We start from the raw sequence: 20003 nt of genomic DNA on the forward strand, positions 1-20003 counted from the left end.
TTACTAACGTTACTCAGGAATTGAGTTTTCTTTTTTAAAAGGACTTTTAAATAAGGGAAAGCGACTAGGCAGTAGGTATACGCTTAGACCGCGTCTCATAGTATAAGGTCTCGATAAAATGGTAGATCAGATAAATTGCAGGATACATTACATATCCATGTCATTTACAAATTTCCTATTGTTAATTGTTCGTCTTAATTAGTATAATATATATAGGAAATGTATGAATATTCGTGTTCATGCTTTTTTATTAACTGTAAAAGCTTTAAACTTAAATTTTTATAATAAATATTGCGAAAACTTAAAATATTAGGTAGCTTTTTAAATAGTTATCGTTTACAATTAAGTAAATTTTAAAATTTATTTAAGTTTACATCTTTAAAATGACTAAAGTCTTCGCTATTTCATGAAATTGCCCTTAGTAATTATAGATGATAAAATGACATGTAAGGGTTTTCTAGGGGGAGTGAAAATGGAGATAATTCAAATCAATGAGCAATCTTTGATGATTTACTTTAAACCTGAAATTAGCGAGCAGGTTTATGGGCAAGTTGCTTCAGTAGTTGAATACATAAAAGATTTTAACCATGCAGCAATCACTGAAGTTATACCGTCGTATAGAGCAGTGATGTTGCATTTTGATTTTCTGAAAGCAAGTAAAGAAGAGATTATTGATGATTTAAAATTAAATGAATTAGATTTAGACAAGCAATCATCAACTGAATCCAGACGTATTATTCATATTCCAGTCGTATATGGAGGCGCGTATGGACCTGATATTGAAAATGTAGCTCAACATCATGATTTAAGTGTAGAAGACGTTATAAAACGTCACACCGAGAACGCTTATCTCGTATATATGCTAGGGTTTTTACCAGGTTTTCCTTTCTTAGGTGGCTTAGATGAAAAGCTACATACGCCTAGACGCGAAGAACCAAGACTTAAAATTGACGCAGGTTCAGTTGGTATCGCGAATAACCAAACTGGTCTTTATCCATTAGATTCTCCTGGTGGTTGGCAAATTATTGGTCGTACACCAATCGATGTATTTAATCAATATCGTAAACCGATGTGTGTATACGAAGCTGGAGATAAGATTCAATTTTATGAAATCACTGAATCTCAGTTTAAAGACATTAAAGCTGAAATCGAAGCAGATAAACTTGATTATAGTAAATGGGTGGTGATTAAAGATGACAATTAAGATTTTAAAACCAGGACTATTTACTACAATTCAAGATGAAGGTCGCTATGGCTACGAGGATGCTGGATTCTCTACAAGCGGTGCTATGGACATCTTTAGTTATCAATTAGGGACGTGCCTTTTAGAAAAGGACAAGTCACCAGCTCTTGAAATGACAATGATAGGTCCTACGGTTCAATTCTTAGTACCGAACACTTTCGTGATAACTGGGGCTAAATTTAATGCGAAACTTAACGGTGAACCAGTTCAACCTCAAACCGTTACGTATGTTTCGAAAGGTGATGTATTAGAAGTAGGTGCCGCAACAGAAGGTATTCGAGGTTATCTTAACTTTGGAAAAGCACTAGATGCGTCATATATTGCAGATAGTTACGCGACTCATACACGAAGCAAAATTGGTGGCTTTAAAGGCCGTACATTACAAAAAGGTGATATCATACCATCTAAAAACGAAGCGCTTAATCACGATTTAATTGGTCGTACGACAGACTTTGAAACGATACTAACACGTACGAGCAACGTGATTCGAGTTATGGCTGGACCTCAGTTCGATAAATTCAGTAAAGAAAGTCATGAAATGCTAAGTCGTGATACGTATAAAGTTACTGAAAGTTCTGACCGTATGGGGTATAGACTTAAGGGTAATCAAGTACCTCCAATTGAATCGGCAGATATTATTTCTGAACCAGTTGCTCTCGGTAGTATTCAAGTGCCAAACGATGGTAATCCAATCATTTTAATGAATGATAAACAAACAGTAGGTGGCTATACTAAAATTGCTACTGTCATCAAAGCAGATCTTCCTAAAGTTGCTCAAATCAAACCAGGTGAGGAAATTAAGTTTGAATGGGTTACTGTAGAAGAAGCGACAGAAGTTTACAAAGGTATGTTACAACGCTTTAGTGAAGTGAAACATGCACTTAAACGTACGCCAAAACGTGATATAACAGGTATCAGACACACGGCTAAAAAGATTAATCAAGTAATAGAAAGGGATATTGAATTATGAATTTAAATCAAATTGAACAAACGTTACAACTACTTAAAGCACATGGTGCTAAGCACTTAAGATATAAAGATGAAGATTTAGAATTAGAACTTGATTTAAATACTGCACAAATTGAATCAGATGGTACTGCTCAAGCTACAAGCACACCTCAACCAGCTCAAAGTCAAGCTTCTGAGCAAACTGCAGCTAATGATAATCAAGAAGCTAAAGAAGTGCGTTCTCAAATGATCGGAACATTCTACCTTCAAGATGAAAAGGAACTTACAGATCCAATCATCAAAGTAGGCGACGAAGTTAATGAAGGTGACGTTATTGGTTACGTTGAAGCAATGAAAGTTATGAATGAAGTAACTGCTGACCAATCAGGTAAAATCACGGAAATTTTAGTAGAACACGGAGAAAATATTGAGCATAATCAACCAATCATTAAATTGAAGTAAGGGGAGATTTATAAATGTATCGTTGTTTAGTCGCAAATAGGGGTGAAATCGCAGTCCGCATTATTCGTGCGTTGCGAGAAGCAAATGTTGAATCAGTTGCAGTGTATGCTGAAGGAGACGAAGACAGTTTACACGTTAAATTAGCTGACAAAGCAGTTTGTATAGGTGGCGCAAATCCTTTAGACAGTTACTTAAATATTCCAAAGTTAATTACTGCTTGTGAAATTACAGGTGCAAATGCAGTGCATCCTGGTTATGGTTTCTTATCAGAAAGTCCAAAGTTCGCTGAAGAACTTGAAAAAGAAGGTCTTTATTTCATGGGACCTACTAAAGAAACAATGGAAATGATGGGAGACAAAATTACTGCCCGTCAAACCGTTAAAAACGCAGGTGTACCTATTATTCCTGGTTCTACTGATGCAGTTGAATCAATTGATGAAGTTAAAGCATTCGCTAAAGATTTAGGCTTTCCAATTGTATTGAAAGCTGCAAGCGGTGGTGGCGGTAAAGGTATCCGTATCATTAAAGAAGAAAGTGAAATTGAGCAAAAGTTCAAAGAAGCTAAAAGCGAAGGCGAAAAATACTTCGGCGATGATCGTGTATACATTGAAGCCTTTATTCCAGTAGCTAAGCACGTAGAAGTTCAAGTCTTAGGTGATGGCAAAGATACTTACATACATTTAGGTGAACGTGACTGTTCTGTTCAACGTAAAAACCAAAAGCTTATTGAAGAATCACCATGTGCTTCGTTAACTGATGAAAAGCGTATTAAGATGTGTGAGGATGCTGTTAAAGTTGCGAAAGCTTCTAATTATCGTAGTGCTGGTACAATCGAATATCTCGTTACGGACGATGCGTACTATTTCATCGAGATGAACGCAAGAATTCAAGTTGAACATACCGTTACAGAAATGCGTACAAACATTGATTTAGTTGGTCAACAAATCGAACTAATGAAACAAGGCACATTATCGCTTAAACAAGATGACATTCACTTCAGTGGTCATGTTATTGAAGCGCGTATTAATGCGGAGGATCCTAAGCAAGGATTCCGTCCTACACCAGGTAAAGTGCGTGGTTTACACTTACCACATGGTTTCTTAGTGCGTGTAGATTCACTATTATATCCAGGTTATACCGTTTCTCCTTACTATGATTCTCTTGTAGCAAAAGTCATTGTAAGTGGTAATGACCGTGACCATGCAATTGAAAAACTTAAAGTAACATTAGATGAAATGGTTATCGATGGATTTACAACTACAGCAGACTTCTTATATGCGTTATTATCTTATCCACCATACTGTGATGGTGACGCAAGTGAAGTTGATATTAAATTCTTAGATCGTCATCCGATTTATAAGGAGGATTCATAATGGTTAAAGTTGATTTAAACTGTGACTTAGGTGAAAGTTTTGGTAATTATAAAATTGGTAATGACGCAAACATTCTTCCTGTCATCACGTCTGCAAACGTAGCATGTGGCTTTCATGCAGGTGATGAAAATGTGATGCACCAAACTGTCAAATTAGCTAAAGAAAATAGCATTAGTATTGGTGCACACCCTGGTTTACCAGATTTACAAGGCTTTGGCCGTCGTAACATGGATATTAATCCAGATGAAATTTACAACCTTGTCGTTTATCAAGTAGGTGCTTTAAAAGCATTCTGTGATATTTACGGGGTTCCATTAAATCACGTTAAACCACATGGTGCTTTATATAACATGGGGGCTCGTGATTCAGAAATTGCGACAGCAATTGCTAAAGCTATTTATGATATTGACCCTAATCTCATTTTAGTAGGTTTATCTAATTCTAAATTGATTGACGCAGCAAAAGAAGTTGGCTTAAACGCAGCTTCAGAAGTTTTTGCCGATCGTCGTTATGAAGAAGATGGTCAATTAGTAAGTAGAAAAAAATCTAATGCTGTTATCGAAAATACAGAAGATGCAATCAACCAAGTAGTAAAAATGGTAACAGAAGGTAAAGTCACTTCAGTATCTGGAAAAGAAATCGATATTGATGCAGACACGATTTGTGTCCATGGGGATGGAGCACACGCGTTTGAATTCGTATCACAAATTAGAACAAAATTGAAAGAGGCGAATGTAGAAGTTATACGCCTAGGGGGTTAAGTTATGGGGAATAGACCAGAACAGCAAGAGTTTGAGTTCACAAAAGCGCATAAACGCTTATTACTAGGATCAGTGTTCTTAATGGCGACATCAGCCATTGGGCCTGCCTTTTTAACACAAACTGCAGTATTTACAGAACAATTTTTAGCAAGTTTTGCATTTGCGATTTTAATTTCTATTATCATTGATATTGGTGCTCAAATAAACATTTGGCGTGTTCTAGTAGTTACTGGCAAACGTGGCCAAGAAGTTGCTAATGACGTATTTAAAGGTTTAGGGACATTTATATCAGCTTTAATTGCAATAGGTGGATTAGCATTCAATATTGGTAACGTTGCTGGTGCAGGACTTGGTCTGAATGCGATATTTGGATTAGACGTTAAATGGGGTGCAGCTTTAACTGCAATTTTTGCAATTCTTATCTTCACAAGTAAACGTGGTCAAAAGATTATGGACATAGTCACAATGGTATTAGGTACGTTAATGATTTTAATCGTAGCATTCGTAATGGTTAAATCAAATCCACCATACGCAGATGCAGCAGTTCACACAGTTATGCCTGAAAATCCAGGCGCTCTCGTATTACCAATTATTACTTTAGTTGGTGGTACAGTAGGTGGTTACATCTCATTCGCAGGTGCACACCGTATCTTAGATGCAGACATTAAAGGTAAATTCTATTTACCATTTGTTAACAGAGCAGCGATTTCTGCTATTTTAACTACTGGAGTTATGCGTACATTACTTTTCTTAGCAGTACTTGGTGTTGTAGCAACTGGTGCAGTTTTAAATCCAGACAACCCACCTGCATCCGTATTTGAACATGCTTTAGGTCCGATTGGTAAGAATATATTCGGTGTCGTATTATTCGCAGCAGCAATGTCTTCAGTTATAGGTTCAGCTTATACAAGTTCGACGTTCTTAAAAACAATGCACAAATCACTTTATAATAGAAGTAACTTAATCGTTATCGTCTTCATCGTGATTTCAACAATTGTATTCTTATTTATTGGTAAACCAGTTAAGTTATTAATTTTAGCAGGTGCCTTAAACGGTTTAATCCTTCCAATCGTATTAGCTACAGTACTAATTGCGTCTAGGAAGAAAAGCATTGTTGGTGATTACAAACACCCTATGTGGATGATTGTATTCGGTGCCATAGCTGTTTTAGTGACAGTTTATACTGGTGTATTATCTTTCCAAAGTTTAGGGGACTTATGGTCAAAATAATAAATAAAGTTGTTTTAAAAGCAATTTAAGGTCAATGCGGCCTTAAATTGCTTTTTTGTATTTCGGTAGTCATTGAAACTGTGGTAATATTGTACAAGTCGACTTTAGTTAAATTTTCTTAGCATATCTGAAATATGTTAAAATATTGGTGTTATGAGTATATGAGGAGGGCATCCATCATGATCGGAATCATTGGTGCAATGGAAGAAGAAGTTGAAATTCTAAAAAATAAAATACAAGATATAGAAGAAATCAAGATTGCGCACGTTATCTTTTACAAAGGACAACTTAACAATAAAGACATTGTTCTTACTCAATCAGGAATCGGGAAAGTGAACGCAGCAATCTCAACAACACTTTTAATCGAGAAATTTAATCCTGAATATATTATTAACACTGGCTCAGCAGGTGCTTTAGACGCTTCGTTAAATATCGGAGACGTTGTTGTAAGTAACGAAGTCATTTATAGCGATGCAGATGCACGTGCGTTTGGTTATACTTTCGGTCAAATTCCAAATATGCCTGCATCATTCAAGGCGAACGATGAGTTACTTAAACAAACATTAGATGTGTTACCTCAAATGTCTTTAAATGGTAAATCTGGATTAATTGTTAGTGGGGATAGCTTTATCGGCACTAAGGAACAAAAAGATGGTATTAAAGCTCAGCTCCCTAAAGCGATGGCTTGTGACATGGAAGCTACTGCGATTGGTCAAGTTTGCTATCAATTCGACGTGCCATTCATCGTTACGCGTGCAATCTCAGATTTAGCAGACGGTAACGCGGATGTATCTTTCGAAACATTCTTAAAGGATGCCTCAGTGTCATCTAGTGAGATGGTTGAGCATCTTTTAAAAGCCATTTAAACAGTATCAAACATTATATTTGAGTAGTTAAGGGGAATCTACACATGAGCTTAATAAAAAAGTATTTTATGCCTAATGAATATGTAAATTCAATTTATGAAATCAAACCTGAAAAGCTTGTTGAAATGAACATTAAAGGTATTATTACAGACCTAGATAATACATTAGTAGGTTGGGACGTTGAAGCGCCAACTGAACTTGTCGAGAGATGGTTTAAAGAAGCTGATGCAAAAGGCATCAAAGTAACCATCGTTTCAAATAATAATGAAGAACGTGTTTCTGTGTTCTCAAAACCTCTAGGCGTCGATTATATTTGTCGTGCACATAAACCTAGAGGTAAATCATTCAGAAAGGCCGTTGACCTCATGAATATTAAACCAGAAGAAACACTAGTTATAGGTGACCAAATGTTAACTGACATCTTCGGTGGTAATCGAAATGGCTTATATACCATTATGGTGGTACCTGTAAAGAATACAGATGGTTTTACGACACGAATCAATCGTGTTTTCGAACGTCGTTTACTTAAATACTTTAAAAGAAAAGGATATATAGATTGGGAGGAATAACGATTGCAAGAAACGTATAAATGTATCGGTTGTGGTGCTACACTTCAATCAGAAGATCCTAAGAAGTCTGGATATGTACCCGCGCACAATATTGGTAAAGAAGATGTTATATGTAAACGTTGCTTTCGCTTAAAGCATTACAATGAAGTGCAAGATGTAGGTATGGATAGTGAAGACTTCTTAGACTTACTTACTGGTCTCTCTGACAAGAAAGGTATCGTTGTCAATGTAATTGATATTTTCGACTTTGAAGGATCATTTATTCATGCCATCAAACGTATCGTTGGTAATAAACCAATTATCTTAGCAGCTAATAAGATTGATCTATTACCAAAACAAATCAATAAGAGACGCGTTACCGAGTGGATTAAACGTACTGCACGTTCATACGGCTTAGAAACGGAAGTAGTTGTATTATTATCAGCTGAAAAGAATATCGGTCTTGAAACGCTTCTCGAAACGATTGAGAAATACCGTGGTCAAGATGACGTGTATATCGTAGGAACGACAAATGTTGGTAAATCGACTTTAATCAATAAATTAATTGAAACTAGTGTTGGAGAGAAAGACGTTGTGACAACTTCTCGCTTCCCTGGGACAACGTTAGACATGATAGATATACCTTTAAATGACGATAGCTTTATGTTTGATACACCGGGTATTATCCAAGAACATCAAATGACGCATTTGGTTTCTGATAAAGAACTTAAAATCATTATGCCTAAAAAGGAAATCAAGCAGCGCGTCTTTCAATTAAACGAAGGCCAAACATTATACTTTGGTGGTCTAGCACGCATTGATTATCATGAAGGTGGAAAGCGACCACTCGTGTGTTACTTTTCAAATGAGTTACACATACATCGTACAAAAACTGAAAATGCCGATCGTTTATGGGAAACAAAACTTGGTGATGTTCTAGAACCACCTAAAGATCCATCTCAATTCAATTTGGATCAAATCAAGACAGTTAAACTTGAAACGGGTAAACACAAGAAAGATGTTATGATATCTGGATTAGGTTTTATTACGATTGAAAGCGGTGCGAAGTTCGTTGTTAAAGTCCCTAGAAATGTAGATGTTACGTTAAGACCATCAATTATGTAGGAGTGAATGTCATGAAATTTGCAGTTATCGGTCATCCAATTGACCATTCATTATCACCAGTCATGCATCATGCGAATTTTCAAGCACTTAACTTAGACTACGGCTATGAGGCCTTAAATGTTCCACCTAAAGATATGCATTTAATTAAAGAAATTATCACTTCAAAAGGCCTAGATGGCTTTAATGTCACGATTCCTCATAAAACTGAGATCATGTCGTACCTCGATGTGATTGATGAAGCTAGCTGTGCGATTGGTGCTGTAAATACCGTGAAGATCGAAAATGGTAAATGGATAGGCTATAATACAGATGGCATTGGATATGTTAAAGGATTAATTGAACTAGACCTACATTTAAAACATCGAAAGATACTCATATTAGGTGCAGGCGGTGCGAGTAAAGGTATCGCGCACGCTTTAGATAAAATTACCGAACATAAGGTTACTGTAGCGAACCGTACGCTATCAAGATTTGATTCTTGGCAATTAGATGTTCATACAATGTCACTCAATGAAGCGGCCTTAGAATTAGACCAATTTGATATCGTTATTAACACAACGCCACTAGGTATGAAAGATAATCAAGAACTACCTATCGAACTTACAAATCTTAAAAGAGGGGCACTCGTTAGTGATATCGTTTATACGCCGAGTGAAACGCCTTTTCTAAAAGCAGCAAAGGCACAAGGCAACCCTATATATAATGGTTTAGATATGTTTGTGCAACAAGGTGCCGAAAGCTTTAAAATTTGGACAGGTCACACTGCTGATATAGAAGCTATGAAGAATAAAGTTATCGAATATTTATAAAAAAGGAGACTAGATATGTTATCAGGTAAACAAAGACGCTTTTTAAGAAGTAAAGCACATCATTTAGACCCGATATTTCAAATTGGTAAATCAGGTATAAATGAAAATATGGTTGATCAAATTAATGATGTCTTAGAAAAGAGAGAATTAATTAAAATTCACGTACTACAAAATAACTTTGATGATAAATCAGATTTAGCAGAAAGTTTAAGCGAACACACGCAAAGTGAAGTCGTTCAAGTCATTGGTTCTATGATTGTGTTATATAAAGAATCAAGTGACAATAAACAAATCGAGTTACCATAATATGAAAAAGATTGTCATATATGGCGGTCAATTTAACCCGCTTCATACCGCGCATGAACTTGTCGCATCTGAAGTTTATCATCACATACAACCGGATAAATTTTTCTTTATGCCGAGCTATATGTCGCCGCTTAAAACGCATCAATCACAAATTGACGTGAAACATCGTATTCAAATGGTGGAACTGGCAATACGCCATTTAGGCTTTGGTGAATGCCGTCTTGATGAAATCGAACGTAAAGGTGAAAGTTATACGTACGATACGATTAAAGCACTGACTGAAACGTATTCAGATTATGCCTTTTACTTCGTGATTGGCACTGATCAGTATAATCAGCTCGACAAATGGTATCATATTGATGCACTCAAACAATTAGTTACATTTGTTGTTGTAAATAGAGAGAAAGAAACACAAGAAGTTGAAGATGGTATGATTGCCATTTCAATTCCAAGGTTTGATATTAGCTCAACGATGATTAGAGAACGTATCCAACAACATGAAAGTATCCAACTTCTCGTTTCTAAAGATATCGAAACCTATATAAAGGAGGCTTCCTTATATGAAAGCTAAAGAAGCAATCGCATTAATTGAAGAGAAATTACCAAAGAAACGCTTTGACCATTCATTACGCGTAGCAGATACTGCTGTAAAGTTAGCTAAGAAACATGATGGTGACGTTAAACAAGCGAAGCTAGCTGGAATCTTACATGATTATTGTAAATATGATGAGTTAAGTGACATGTATCAAGTCGTTAGAAAATACGAACTTGAGAATGACTTACTTGGTTATGGCGGTGAAATTCTGCATGGTCCTGTTTGTGCGGCGGTGATGAAGCATGATTTTGGAATAGATGATGAAGAGATTCTTCTAGCTATTAAAAATCATACAACTGGTCGACAAAATATGACTAAAAATGAAAAAATTATATTTATAGCAGATTATATAGAACCTGGACGCACTACACCTGGAGTAGATGATATTAGAGAGATGGCTTTTAAAACAGGGAACTTAGACCATACCATTTATGAAATTTCTAAGCGTACCGTGTTATTCTTAATTGAAAAAGATATTAGTGTCTATAAGTCAACGATTGAATGTCTAAACTATTATAATTTAAATGCGAAATAAAAAAGGATGATTGAATGAATTCAAAAGATTTACTAATTGAAAGCACTCGTGCCATTGGCGATAAAAAAGGTGAAGATATTATTGCTTTAGATATGAAAGGTATCCATGATATATCGGATTACTTTTTAATTTGCCATGGTAATAATGAACGTCAAGTTCAAGCAATTGCTAAAGCTGTTAAAGATAAAGCGTATGAAAAAGGATATGACGTAAAACGTATGGAAGGGTATCAAGAAGCACGTTGGACATTAGTTGATTTATCAGATGTCGTTGTGCACATCTTCCATAAAGATGAACGTGATTATTATAATTTAGAGCGCTTATATCAAGATGCAACGTCTTATTCATACGACGAGGTTATGAATTTATGTCACAGTACACAGAACTAAGTCAGTACTACGATCGATTAACAGAAGACCAACCTTATGACTTATGGCAAGATATCGTTGAAACGTATGTGCCCAAGCGTAGTAATTTAAAAATTTTCGATATCGGTTGTGGTACAGGAAGCTTAACGCATCGATTAACGCGCCTAGGTCAGGTTACTGGGATGGATTTGAGCGTAGAGATGCTCGCATTAGCGCGTGCTAAATCACGTGATGTGAGATGGCTTGAAGGTGATATGTCTGACTTCGACTTAAAAACAACGTTCGATGTTATCACGATATTTTGTGATGCACTGAATTATTTGAAGGACACTGAAGCAGTCAAAGCAACCTTTGAAAATGTATACAAGCATTTAGATCAAGATGGCGTCTTTATATTTGACGTGCACACGATTTACAAGATGGAAACGCTGTTTCATAATCAAACATACCGTGATGAGCAAGAAGACTTTATGCTTGTATGGGACGCTGTCGAAGGTGAAGAACCATATAGTGTTTGGCACGATATGACATTTTTTATACAAGACAACAATGACTTATATCGACGTGTTGATGAAAGTCATTACCAACAAACGTATACGCTCGAGACTTATGCTACTTGGTTAAAAGAAGCGGGCTTCAGTGACATCGAAACATTTTATGATTTTGATCGTCATCGTAAGGACGAACATAGCGATCGTTTATTCTTTGTTGTGAAAAAGTAAAAGTAAAAATTTGATCTCCCTCGTTTATATATATGAGGGAGGTTTTTTTGTATGGATATTAATCAATTTAAGTCGTTAGTCATGAAGTATAAAGTGCATGTATTAATAGGTATTGGTGCACTCATTTTAATTGTGATGGGTTATAGCCAGTTCGGTGCTTCAGATATGAATTCTCAAGAATCCATGAAACCGATTAACGAACAACCTCAACCTATACTAGGTGACAAAACATATGATACAAAAAAGCATTCGAAAGTAGGTGAGACTAAGTCGAAGGATAAACGATTAATGGTTGATATTAAGGGTGCTGTAAGGTCTCCAAATGTGTATGAGATGAAAGAGAATGATCGCATCAAGCAATTGTTAGATCGTGCTGGTGTCTTACCAGAAGCGGATTTATCTCAAATCAATTTATCTGAAAGACTTCAAGATCAAAAACTCATTTATATACCTTCTAAATATGACGAAGGACCTAAACCAAATGGTGTTCATACTACGTCTATGGAACCGACCTCGAGTACAAGTAATAATAGCGGTGAAGTAAGCGTTAATTTAAATCAAGCAACTGAACAAGACATTACTAAAGTACCAGGTATTGGTCCTCAAAAAGCGAAAGCGATCATTGATTATCGAAATGAGAAAGGAGCCTTTCAGTCAGTAGAAGAATTGAAAGAAGTAAAGGGCATTGGAGAGAAAACCTTTGAGAAATTAAAAGATTATTTTACAATATAGGTATCACACGTATCTAGGAGGTGAGTTGATGGAACGTATTAATTGGACGGACTATTTTATGGCTCAAAGTTATCTTTTATCACTACGATCAACTTGTATAAGATTATCTGTAGGTGCCACGATTGTGAAAGATAACCGTATTATCGCCGGCGGATATAATGGCTCGGTTGCTGGTGAAGTACATTGTATTGATGAAGGTTGTTTAATTGAAGATGGACACTGTATAAGAACGATACATGCTGAAATGAATGCTTTATTACAATGTGCGAAACAGGGTGTTTCAGCACATAATGCAACGATATATGTGACGCATTTTCCTTGTCTAAATTGTACGAAGTCTATAATTCAAGCAGGTATTACGACAGTCTATTACGCTGAAAATTATCATAACCATGATTATGCAATTCAATTACTAGAACAATCTGGCATTACATATCAAAAGGTACCTTTCAATCCGAAACATATTGCCCAGTATTTCTTGGAGCGCTAATTGTTTCATATCGCTTTAAGTTTTTTAATTGGAGCTTTGTTTCATTATAATATTTATCTTTCAATCACTTTATGCTTGCTAAACGGCTTTATCTTATTACGAAAGTCGCTTTTTAAATTATTCGGTGGTTTGTCTTTAATCGCAATGTTAGGCGGATTCTACTGGTATACGCCTGAAAGCCATGATGATAGTCAAACCACCCAAATGTTAGCTACGAAATCAACTTACACATTACAATTTCTCGATGAATTTGAACTTAAAGAACCTAACTTGTTAACTGACATCACGTACCAAGACGAACCATACAAATTTTTGATACCAAGAAAAGCTTTAGATAAACAAGCTATATATATTACTTATCATACGTGCCAAGTAGAAGGCTCCTTTAAGCAAAATACCTCGCAACAATACAAGTCTAAAGGCATTTTTATCGCACAAAACATACACTTTGAAACATGTAAGCCCCTACCTAAAAATGTGATATCGCACATTAACGTATTCCGCTCACATATTATACAACGTATTCAAGCGCACCCGCATTTTGGGTCAGATAAAATTGTTTCCTTAATGTCAGGTAGCACTAAAACAATAGATTCAAGTGAACTCGACTTGATACGTCAACTAGGTATCTATCATTTGTTTGCGGTAAGTGGCACACATGTAGGCTTATTTTGTCTATGCGTACGATACATCATGCTGCGTTTGAATATACCTATTATTTATATCAATATAGCGCTCGTCGTCTTACTACCCAGTTATGCTATCTTCACAGGCATGCAACCTAGTGCGATTCGAGCGGTATCGATGTGTTTAATTTTATTGTTTTTACCTAAGGTATGCCGGCCTTATTTATTAGAGATACTGAGTGTATTATTTATATGTATATGCTTAATAAATAAAGAAATATTATTTCATTTAGGGTTTCAATTTTCTTATCTTATAACATGCTTTCTAATATTATCTAAAACATTTGTAAGTCAATTAAGCAGGTTCCAACAGCTTATAAGTATCACTGCGATAGCACAGTTTGGTGCCATGATAATTAGTATATATGCTTTTAACGAGGTCCAATGGATTGGGCTCATTTCAAACATTGTATTCGTTCCACTATATTCAATCATCATTTTACCATTCGTATTTCTGTACTTCTTAATCGTACTCACTTTCGGACAAGCACCATTCCTCATAACTTTTATCGCAAGTTGGTTGTTTCGACTACAAGATATATTATTACGACTCTTTGAACCACTTACGCGCTTTAAATGGCACGTCCAAGACTTAACGCCATTATATTTATGTATAACGTTTATCCTAGTTTTAACGATTTTCGTTTGTTTCACTCATAAAAAGCCCAAAGCCGCAATAGTATGTTTGCTCACGTTAATACTATGTCTAAAGTTTATATTTATATTTCATGGTACTAAATTAACGTTTATCGATGTTGGACAGGGTGATTCAACGTTGTTTGAAACTAAAAAGCATCATTATATTATGATTGATACAGGAGGGTTAGAGCACGAGCACTCAAGTCGGAAATCTTCTAAAAGTATTACAGAACGCAACACGTATCCTTTATTGAAAAGACACTGTATTACTCACTTAGACCATTTGATTATTACACACCCTCATAAAGATCATTACGGCGAAATCGAAAACTTGCTTCAAAAAGTGCCTATCAAGCATGTCATTATTAATAAAGGTAGCTTTGAACCATCTTTATTACAAGCTTTTGAAACACTTTCAAAAACATATCGTTTTCAATTAACAGATGTTAAATCAATGAATCAGCTACAAGTTGACGAGGTAGAATTTAATTTTTTAGATGGCTACATTGATACAAGCGATGATCCGAATGAACACTCAATCGTTGTTTTAGCTAACATCAATCAGTATCGTCTTCTCTTTATGGGAGATGCTACCGCGCGCAATGAAGAAAAGCTCTTAAATCAATATGATTTTCCGCATATCGATATATTTAAGGTAGGACATCACGGAAGTAAAACAAGCTCTAGTCCTAAGTTTATTGAAACGATTCATCCAACCTTTAGTGTCATATCTAGCGGTAAAAACAATGTGTACCGGCTTCCTAATAAAGAGGTCGTGTCACGGTTGCTTCAACACCAAACGATATTATACGATACGCAAAAGCATGAACATGTTGTTTTTGAGTTAGGGGATCAGCTCCAAATTTATCAAGAAAGTGTCCGTTAATAGTCTAAATAAACCGTAGATGATATAATGAAGCAATGATAATTAGAAAGGGCGCTTGAAGATGTCGAATAATCTGATTGCAGTTTATGGCGAAGTACCAGAACTCATTCGTAAATTCTCTAATGAAAAAGTAGAAGCTTATCTCGATGAACCTAAAGATGACTTTAACTTTGTTAAGTTTGATTTGTATCATACTGAAATCACACAATGTATTGAAGAAGCGTTAACTTTACCTTTTTTATCAGATAAGAAAGTCGTACTCATTCAAAATGCGTTTGTTTTTACAGGTGAAAAAGCGCCTAAGGATGTTAACCATAATCTTCAACAACTTATGGAATTTATTGAAAAATACGATGATCATACATTAGTCATATTTGAAATATATAATCAAAAGTTAGATGAACGTAAGAAGCTTGTTAAAACACTTAAGAAACATGCTACATTAAAAAAGATTGACCAAATGACCGAAGAGGAAATGAAAGCATGGATTAAACGCTATTTAAACGATCACTATAAAGATATCAAACAGGATGCACTTGATTTACTTATCGAACTTACAGGCATTCATTACAACATTATTAAACAAGAACTTGAGAAACTCATGCTCTTCTTAGGCGATAATCCTACGATTACAAAGCGTGATGTTTCACAAATTGTAAGTCGTAGTTTGGAACAAAATGTGTTTTTACTTACTGAATATATTCAAAAAGGGAAGAAAGAAAAAGCAAATCATTTAGCTAAAGATTTAGTATATATGAAAGAGGAACCAATCAAGTTATTGGCGCTCATTACAAGTAACTATCGCTTATTCTATCAATGTAAGATATTGAGTCAGAAAGGGTATAGTGGTCAACAAATTGCCAAAACAGTAAGTGTTCACCCATATCGCGTTAAACTTGCTTTAGGTCAAGCACGTAAGTATGATCTAGAAACATTACTCAAAATTATGGATTCCTGTGTTGAGACAGATTACAAATTAAAGTCATCTTACATGGATAAAGTGCTTATACTCGAATTATTTATACTAAGTCTCTAAAAGAAGGCATAAAGAAAGGGTTAAAGTTCATATAGAAATGAGCTTTAACCCTAATTTCATACTGAGACGTATCTCAGTTGTTTTATAACATTATTTTGCAGCTGTCATTAATTTAGATTTCATGCGGTCAGCTTTATTTGAGTGAATTAAGTTGCTTTGAGCTGCTTTGTCGATTTTTTTAATCGCAACATTTACTAACTCAGCTTTGTTATCAGCATTGTTTTCAATAGCTGATTTAGCACGTTTAACTGCTGTACGCATATTGTTCTTTTGAGAAATGTTTCTTTCTTCAGCAACTTCAGTTCTTCTTACACGTTTGATTGCAGATTTAATGTTTGGCATTTCGGTCACCTCCTAAAAGTGAACTAGAATGATCAAATAAATTTGATTACAACAAAAAATATTTTACCAAAATCACGTTCTTTTAGCAATCATTAATTATTAAAGTTCTTTTACTTAAGGCAAAGCGAACGATCAAGATTTGCAATTATGTTGTAAAAACGTTATTATATCAAAGATGCAATAGAAAGCTACAGGTAATTCTTTTTAGAAAGTGAGTCGGATGTAATGGATAAACAAGAGCGTATTAATAGAAGAGAGAAGATCAGAAATTTTTCTATCATCGCGCATATTGATCATGGTAAATCTACCATCGCTGATAGAATTTTAGAGAATACGAAATCTGTTGAGTCACGAGATATGCAAGCGCAACTATTAGATTCAATGGACTTAGAACGTGAACGCGGAATCACAATCAAACTTAACGCAGTTCGTTTAAAATATGAAGCTAACGATGGAGAAACATACATATTCCATTTAATCGATACACCTGGGCACGTCGACTTCGCATATGAAGTATCACGTTCTTTAGCAGCTTGTGAAGGTGCGATTCTTGTTGTAGATGCTGCTCAAGGTATCGAAGCACAAACGTTAGCTAACGTATATTTAGCTTTAGATAATGATTTAGAACTATTACCTGTAATCAATAAAATCGACTTACCTGCCGCTGAACCTGAACGTGTAGCAGAAGAAGTCGAAAATGTAATTGGTTTAGACAAGGACGATGTTGTGTTTGCGAGTGCTAAATCTAACATTGGTATCGAAGAAATTCTTGAGAAAATCGTAGATATGGTACCTCCTCCAGAAGGTGATCCTGAAGCACCCCTTAAAGCACTTATCTTTGACTCTGAATATGACCCATACCGCGGTGTAATTTCATCTATTCGAGTAATTGATGGTGTCGTTAAACCTGGAGATAAAATCAGAATGATGGCTACAGGTAAAGAATTTGAGGTAACTGAAGTAGGGATTAATACGCCAAAACCATTATCAATTGAAGAGTTAACAGTCGGCGATGTAGGTTACATTATCGCAAATATTAAGAATGTTGATGACTCTCGTGTTGGTGATACGATTACCCATGCTGAACGTCCTGCAGACAACCCATTAAAAGGGTATAAGAAATTAAACCCAATGGTATTCTGTGGTCTATTCCCAATTGATAATGCGAAATATAATGACTTACGTGAAGCCTTAGAGAAACTTCAACTTAACGATGCTTCGCTAGAGTTCGAACCTGAGTCTTCTCAAGCTTTAGGCTTCGGTTACCGTACTGGTTTCTTAGGTATGTTACACATGGAAATTATTCAAGAACGTATTGAGCGTGAGTTTGGTATCGAACTCATCGCTACTGCACCATCTGTTATATATACCGTTCACATGAAGAATGGTGAAGAAATCTTTGTTGATAACCCAGCACAAATGCCTGAGCGTGACCAAATTGAAGCGATTTACGAACCATTCGTAAAAGCTACAATGATGGTTCCAAATGATTATGTTGGACCTGTTATGGAACTGTGCCAACGTAAGCGTGGTCAATTTGTAAACATGGATTATTTAGATGATATTCGAGTGAACATCGTTTATGAACTTCCATTATCTGAAGTCGTTTTCGATTTCTTTGACCAACTTAAATCTAATACAAAAGGTTATGCATCATTTGATTATGAATTCATCGAGAATAAAGAAAGTACGCTTGTTAAGATGGATATTCTTTTAAATGGTAGTAAAGTTGATGCGCTAAGCTTCATCGTACACAGAGACTTTGCTTATGAACGTGGTAAAGCACTTGTTGAAAAGCTTAAAACGCTCATTCCGCGCCAGCAGTTCGAAGTACCTGTTCAAGCAGCGGTAGGTCACAAAATTGTAGCCCGCACTAATATTAAATCAATGGGTAAAAACGTTCTATCTAAATGTTACGGCGGTGACATTAGTCGTAAACGTAAACTACTTGAAAAGCAAAAAGCTGGTAAAGCTAAGATGAAAGCAGTAGGTAATGTTGAGATTCCTCAAGACGCTTTCTTAGCAGTATTAAAAATGGATGATGAATAATAAGATGACAAACGGGTTAGGGTCTCCCTACCCGTTTTAATTTATGAAAGTTGAGATGATAGTTATGGCTAAAAGTGTTTATATACATATCCCGTTTTGTGTCCGCATATGCACATATTGTGATTTCAACAAATACTATATTCAAAACCAACCCGTAGATACCTATCTAGAGTGCTTAAAAGCAGAAATGGCAACGATCCCTAAACAAACGATTCAAACACTTTTTGTCGGGGGTGGAACGCCGACAGCACTTTCGATGCATCAACTTGAATATCTTTTAAAAGCCATTCAAAATCAATTTAAAATTACTAAAGAGTTTTCTTTTGAAGCAAACCCCGATGAATTAACGAGAGAAAAAGTACAGCTCCTTAAAGACTATGGTGTTAACCGTATATCAATGGGGGTGCAAACGTTTGAACCTCGCTTATTAGAAATATTAGGACGCACACATCGTACTGAGGATATATATCGCTCAGTTGACGATGCAAGAGCGGTGGGTATCCCGTCTATAAGTCTTGACTTAATGTACCACTTGCCAACTCAAACCATGAATGAGTTTGGAGATAGTCTTAACCGTAGTATTGAAATGGATATTGATCATATTTCGAGTTATGGGCTTATACTCGAACCTAAAACGCAGTTCTATAATATGTATCGTCAAGGCAAATTGAAACTACCTAATCAAGATATTGGTGCTGAAATGTATGAATATCTGATGCATCGACTTGTCGAAACGCCTTTTCAACAATATGAATTATCCAACTTTGCGAAAAAAGGACATGATTCAATCCATAACCAAGTTTATTGGAAGAACGATTATTACTATGGGTTTGGTGCTGGAGCTAGTGGTTATGTAGATGGCGAACGTTACACTAACGTGAATCCTGTTAATCATTACATCAAACATATTAAGCATAACGAACGACCATTGTTGCACGCGTCTCGCCCAACGCTTAAAGAACAAATGGAAGAAGAGATGTTTCTAGGACTCAGAATGAATCAAGGCGTTAATAAAGATCGCTTTTACAAGAGGTACCATCAAACACCAAACGACGTCTTTGGTCAAACGATACCTAAATACGTTGAGAAAGGTTTGCTTATTGAAGATGGTCAAAATATCGCTTTGACGAATCGAGGTAGAGTAATCGGTAATGAAGTCTTTGAAGCCTTTCTGATAGGGGATTAAATAAAAAATTAAATTCAAAAGCGTTCACGTTGACTTACTTTGACCTTTTTGTTAAATTATAATTAG

General features: G+C 35.7%; 22 protein-coding genes. 21 read left to right on the forward strand and 1 reads right to left on the reverse strand.

Annotated elements, in window-relative coordinates:
• The first annotated feature begins 472 nt into the window (after nucleotides 1–472).
• The 19 genes from pxpB (at nucleotide 473) to holA (ending at nucleotide 16360) form a co-directional block, all read left to right on the forward strand.
• Entirely contained in the window at nucleotides 473–1204 is a 732-nt protein-coding gene (pxpB, locus tag A33S_RS0101575; protein WP_009382626.1) for a 5-oxoprolinase subunit PxpB, read from the forward strand.
• Nucleotides 1194–2213: a 5-oxoprolinase subunit C family protein gene (locus A33S_RS0101580; RefSeq protein ID WP_017176482.1), complete on the forward strand. Its 1020-nt coding sequence runs from the start codon at nucleotides 1194–1196 to the stop codon at nucleotides 2211–2213. The genes pxpB and A33S_RS0101580 overlap by 11 nt, the downstream gene beginning before the upstream one ends.
• On the forward strand, nucleotides 2210–2653 hold the full coding sequence (locus tag A33S_RS0101585) for an acetyl-CoA carboxylase biotin carboxyl carrier protein (RefSeq protein ID WP_009382624.1): 444 nt from the start codon (nucleotides 2210–2212) through the stop codon (nucleotides 2651–2653). The genes A33S_RS0101580 and A33S_RS0101585 overlap by 4 nt, the downstream gene beginning before the upstream one ends.
• A gap of 14 nt (nucleotides 2654–2667) precedes the next feature.
• Nucleotides 2668–4026, forward strand: a complete 1359-nt coding sequence (locus tag A33S_RS0101590; protein WP_017176483.1) for an acetyl-CoA carboxylase biotin carboxylase subunit — start codon at nucleotides 2668–2670, stop codon at nucleotides 4024–4026.
• Nucleotides 4026–4787 carry a 5-oxoprolinase subunit PxpA gene (gene pxpA / locus A33S_RS0101595; protein ID WP_009382620.1) on the forward strand — a complete coding sequence of 254 codons (762 nt, stop codon included), beginning with the start codon at nucleotides 4026–4028 and terminating at the stop codon, nucleotides 4785–4787. Before A33S_RS0101590 ends, pxpA begins: the two co-directional genes overlap by 1 nt.
• A gap of 3 nt (nucleotides 4788–4790) precedes the next feature.
• Complete coding sequence (locus A33S_RS0101600; RefSeq protein WP_009382619.1) at nucleotides 4791–6017, forward strand: NRAMP family divalent metal transporter; 1227 nt, start codon at nucleotides 4791–4793, stop codon at nucleotides 6015–6017.
• Between the two features lie 179 nt (nucleotides 6018–6196).
• Nucleotides 6197–6883: a 5'-methylthioadenosine/adenosylhomocysteine nucleosidase gene (locus tag A33S_RS0101605; RefSeq protein ID WP_009382618.1), complete on the forward strand. Its 687-nt coding sequence runs from the start codon at nucleotides 6197–6199 to the stop codon at nucleotides 6881–6883.
• Nucleotides 6884–6927: 44 nt separating this feature from the next.
• Nucleotides 6928–7452, forward strand: a complete 525-nt coding sequence (locus tag A33S_RS0101610; RefSeq protein ID WP_009382617.1) for a YqeG family HAD IIIA-type phosphatase — start codon at nucleotides 6928–6930, stop codon at nucleotides 7450–7452.
• Between the two features lie 3 nt (nucleotides 7453–7455).
• Nucleotides 7456–8556: a ribosome biogenesis GTPase YqeH gene (yqeH, locus tag A33S_RS0101615; RefSeq protein WP_009382616.1), complete on the forward strand. Its 1101-nt coding sequence runs from the start codon at nucleotides 7456–7458 to the stop codon at nucleotides 8554–8556.
• 11 nt (nucleotides 8557–8567) lie between these two features.
• Complete coding sequence (aroE, locus tag A33S_RS0101620; RefSeq protein WP_009382615.1) at nucleotides 8568–9365, forward strand: shikimate dehydrogenase; 798 nt, start codon at nucleotides 8568–8570, stop codon at nucleotides 9363–9365.
• A 15-nt stretch (nucleotides 9366–9380) separates the two neighbouring features.
• Nucleotides 9381–9671 (forward strand): ribosome assembly RNA-binding protein YhbY, encoded by a 291-nt coding sequence (gene yhbY / locus A33S_RS0101625; protein WP_009382614.1) that lies wholly within the window; start codon nucleotides 9381–9383, stop codon nucleotides 9669–9671.
• 1 nt (nucleotide 9672) lies between these two features.
• Nucleotides 9673–10242 (forward strand): nicotinate-nucleotide adenylyltransferase, encoded by a 570-nt coding sequence (locus tag A33S_RS0101630; protein ID WP_009382613.1) that lies wholly within the window; start codon nucleotides 9673–9675, stop codon nucleotides 10240–10242.
• The gene (gene yqeK / locus A33S_RS0101635; RefSeq protein ID WP_009382612.1) at nucleotides 10232–10801 is read left to right on the forward strand and encodes a bis(5'-nucleosyl)-tetraphosphatase (symmetrical) YqeK; all 570 of its coding nucleotides are present in this window, start codon (nucleotides 10232–10234) and stop codon (nucleotides 10799–10801) included. Before A33S_RS0101630 ends, yqeK begins: the two co-directional genes overlap by 11 nt.
• A gap of 14 nt (nucleotides 10802–10815) precedes the next feature.
• Nucleotides 10816–11190: a ribosome silencing factor gene (rsfS, locus tag A33S_RS0101640; RefSeq protein ID WP_009382611.1), complete on the forward strand. Its 375-nt coding sequence runs from the start codon at nucleotides 10816–10818 to the stop codon at nucleotides 11188–11190.
• Entirely contained in the window at nucleotides 11169–11891 is a 723-nt protein-coding gene (locus A33S_RS0101645) for a class I SAM-dependent DNA methyltransferase (protein WP_009382610.1), read from the forward strand. Before rsfS ends, A33S_RS0101645 begins: the two co-directional genes overlap by 22 nt.
• Nucleotides 11892–11942: 51 nt before the next feature.
• Nucleotides 11943–12623: a helix-hairpin-helix domain-containing protein gene (locus tag A33S_RS0101650; RefSeq protein ID WP_009382608.1), complete on the forward strand. Its 681-nt coding sequence runs from the start codon at nucleotides 11943–11945 to the stop codon at nucleotides 12621–12623.
• Between the two features lie 28 nt (nucleotides 12624–12651).
• Nucleotides 12652–13113, forward strand: a complete 462-nt coding sequence (locus tag A33S_RS0101655) for a ComE operon protein 2 (RefSeq protein WP_009382606.1) — start codon at nucleotides 12652–12654, stop codon at nucleotides 13111–13113.
• 36 nt (nucleotides 13114–13149) lie between these two features.
• Complete coding sequence (locus A33S_RS0101660) at nucleotides 13150–15324, forward strand: DNA internalization-related competence protein ComEC/Rec2 (RefSeq protein ID WP_238537481.1); 2175 nt, start codon at nucleotides 13150–13152, stop codon at nucleotides 15322–15324.
• 61 nt (nucleotides 15325–15385) lie between these two features.
• Nucleotides 15386–16360 carry a DNA polymerase III subunit delta gene (gene holA / locus A33S_RS0101665; protein ID WP_017176485.1) on the forward strand — a complete coding sequence of 325 codons (975 nt, stop codon included), beginning with the start codon at nucleotides 15386–15388 and terminating at the stop codon, nucleotides 16358–16360.
• A gap of 90 nt (nucleotides 16361–16450) precedes the next feature.
• On the opposite strand, the gene rpsT is transcribed toward holA, so the two are convergent.
• Complete coding sequence (rpsT, locus tag A33S_RS0101670) at nucleotides 16451–16702, reverse strand: 30S ribosomal protein S20 (RefSeq protein WP_009382601.1); 252 nt, start codon at nucleotides 16700–16702, stop codon at nucleotides 16451–16453.
• 225 nt (nucleotides 16703–16927) lie between these two features.
• On the opposite strand from rpsT, the gene lepA reads away from it, so the two are divergent.
• Together lepA and hemW are read left to right on the forward strand one after the other, a co-directional pair.
• Entirely contained in the window at nucleotides 16928–18751 is a 1824-nt protein-coding gene (lepA, locus tag A33S_RS0101675; RefSeq protein WP_017176486.1) for a translation elongation factor 4, read from the forward strand.
• A 55-nt stretch (nucleotides 18752–18806) separates the two neighbouring features.
• The gene (gene hemW, locus A33S_RS0101680) at nucleotides 18807–19937 is read left to right on the forward strand and encodes a radical SAM family heme chaperone HemW (RefSeq protein WP_103370602.1); all 1131 of its coding nucleotides are present in this window, start codon (nucleotides 18807–18809) and stop codon (nucleotides 19935–19937) included.
• Nucleotides 19938–20003: the final 66 nt, after the last annotated feature.

The sequence above is a fragment of the Staphylococcus massiliensis CCUG 55927 genome, from assembly GCF_000298075.1.
GTDB classification, from domain to species: Bacteria; Bacillota; Bacilli; order Staphylococcales; family Staphylococcaceae; genus Staphylococcus; species Staphylococcus massiliensis.

What these genes read in the sequence shown, in the direction of transcription:
- pxpB (WP_009382626.1), top strand. Translation starts at nt 473, where the DNA reads ATGGAGATAATTCAAATCAATGAGCAATCTTTGATGATTTACTTTAAA.
- A33S_RS0101580 (WP_017176482.1), top strand. Translation starts at nt 1,194, where the DNA reads ATGACAATTAAGATTTTAAAACCAGGACTATTTACTACAATTCAAGAT.
- A33S_RS0101585 (WP_009382624.1), top strand. Translation starts at nt 2,210, where the DNA reads ATGAATTTAAATCAAATTGAACAAACGTTACAACTACTTAAAGCACAT.
- A33S_RS0101590 (WP_017176483.1), top strand. Translation starts at nt 2,668, where the DNA reads ATGTATCGTTGTTTAGTCGCAAATAGGGGTGAAATCGCAGTCCGCATT.
- pxpA (WP_009382620.1), top strand. Translation starts at nt 4,026, where the DNA reads ATGGTTAAAGTTGATTTAAACTGTGACTTAGGTGAAAGTTTTGGTAAT.
- A33S_RS0101600 (WP_009382619.1), top strand. Translation starts at nt 4,791, where the DNA reads ATGGGGAATAGACCAGAACAGCAAGAGTTTGAGTTCACAAAAGCGCAT.
- A33S_RS0101605 (WP_009382618.1), top strand. Translation starts at nt 6,197, where the DNA reads ATGATCGGAATCATTGGTGCAATGGAAGAAGAAGTTGAAATTCTAAAA.
- A33S_RS0101610 (WP_009382617.1), top strand. Translation starts at nt 6,928, where the DNA reads ATGAGCTTAATAAAAAAGTATTTTATGCCTAATGAATATGTAAATTCA.
- aroE (WP_009382615.1), top strand. Translation starts at nt 8,568, where the DNA reads ATGAAATTTGCAGTTATCGGTCATCCAATTGACCATTCATTATCACCA.
- yhbY (WP_009382614.1), top strand. Translation starts at nt 9,381, where the DNA reads ATGTTATCAGGTAAACAAAGACGCTTTTTAAGAAGTAAAGCACATCAT.
- A33S_RS0101630 (WP_009382613.1), top strand. Translation starts at nt 9,673, where the DNA reads ATGAAAAAGATTGTCATATATGGCGGTCAATTTAACCCGCTTCATACC.
- yqeK (WP_009382612.1), top strand. Translation starts at nt 10,232, where the DNA reads ATGAAAGCTAAAGAAGCAATCGCATTAATTGAAGAGAAATTACCAAAG.
- rsfS (WP_009382611.1), top strand. Translation starts at nt 10,816, where the DNA reads ATGAATTCAAAAGATTTACTAATTGAAAGCACTCGTGCCATTGGCGAT.
- A33S_RS0101645 (WP_009382610.1), top strand. Translation starts at nt 11,169, where the DNA reads ATGTCACAGTACACAGAACTAAGTCAGTACTACGATCGATTAACAGAA.
- A33S_RS0101650 (WP_009382608.1), top strand. Translation starts at nt 11,943, where the DNA reads ATGGATATTAATCAATTTAAGTCGTTAGTCATGAAGTATAAAGTGCAT.
- A33S_RS0101655 (WP_009382606.1), top strand. Translation starts at nt 12,652, where the DNA reads ATGGAACGTATTAATTGGACGGACTATTTTATGGCTCAAAGTTATCTT.
- holA (WP_017176485.1), top strand. Translation starts at nt 15,386, where the DNA reads ATGTCGAATAATCTGATTGCAGTTTATGGCGAAGTACCAGAACTCATT.
- rpsT (WP_009382601.1), bottom strand. Translation starts at nt 16,702, where the DNA reads ATGCCAAACATTAAATCTGCAATCAAACGTGTAAGAAGAACTGAAGTT.
- lepA (WP_017176486.1), top strand. Translation starts at nt 16,928, where the DNA reads ATGGATAAACAAGAGCGTATTAATAGAAGAGAGAAGATCAGAAATTTT.
- hemW (WP_103370602.1), top strand. Translation starts at nt 18,807, where the DNA reads ATGATAGTTATGGCTAAAAGTGTTTATATACATATCCCGTTTTGTGTC.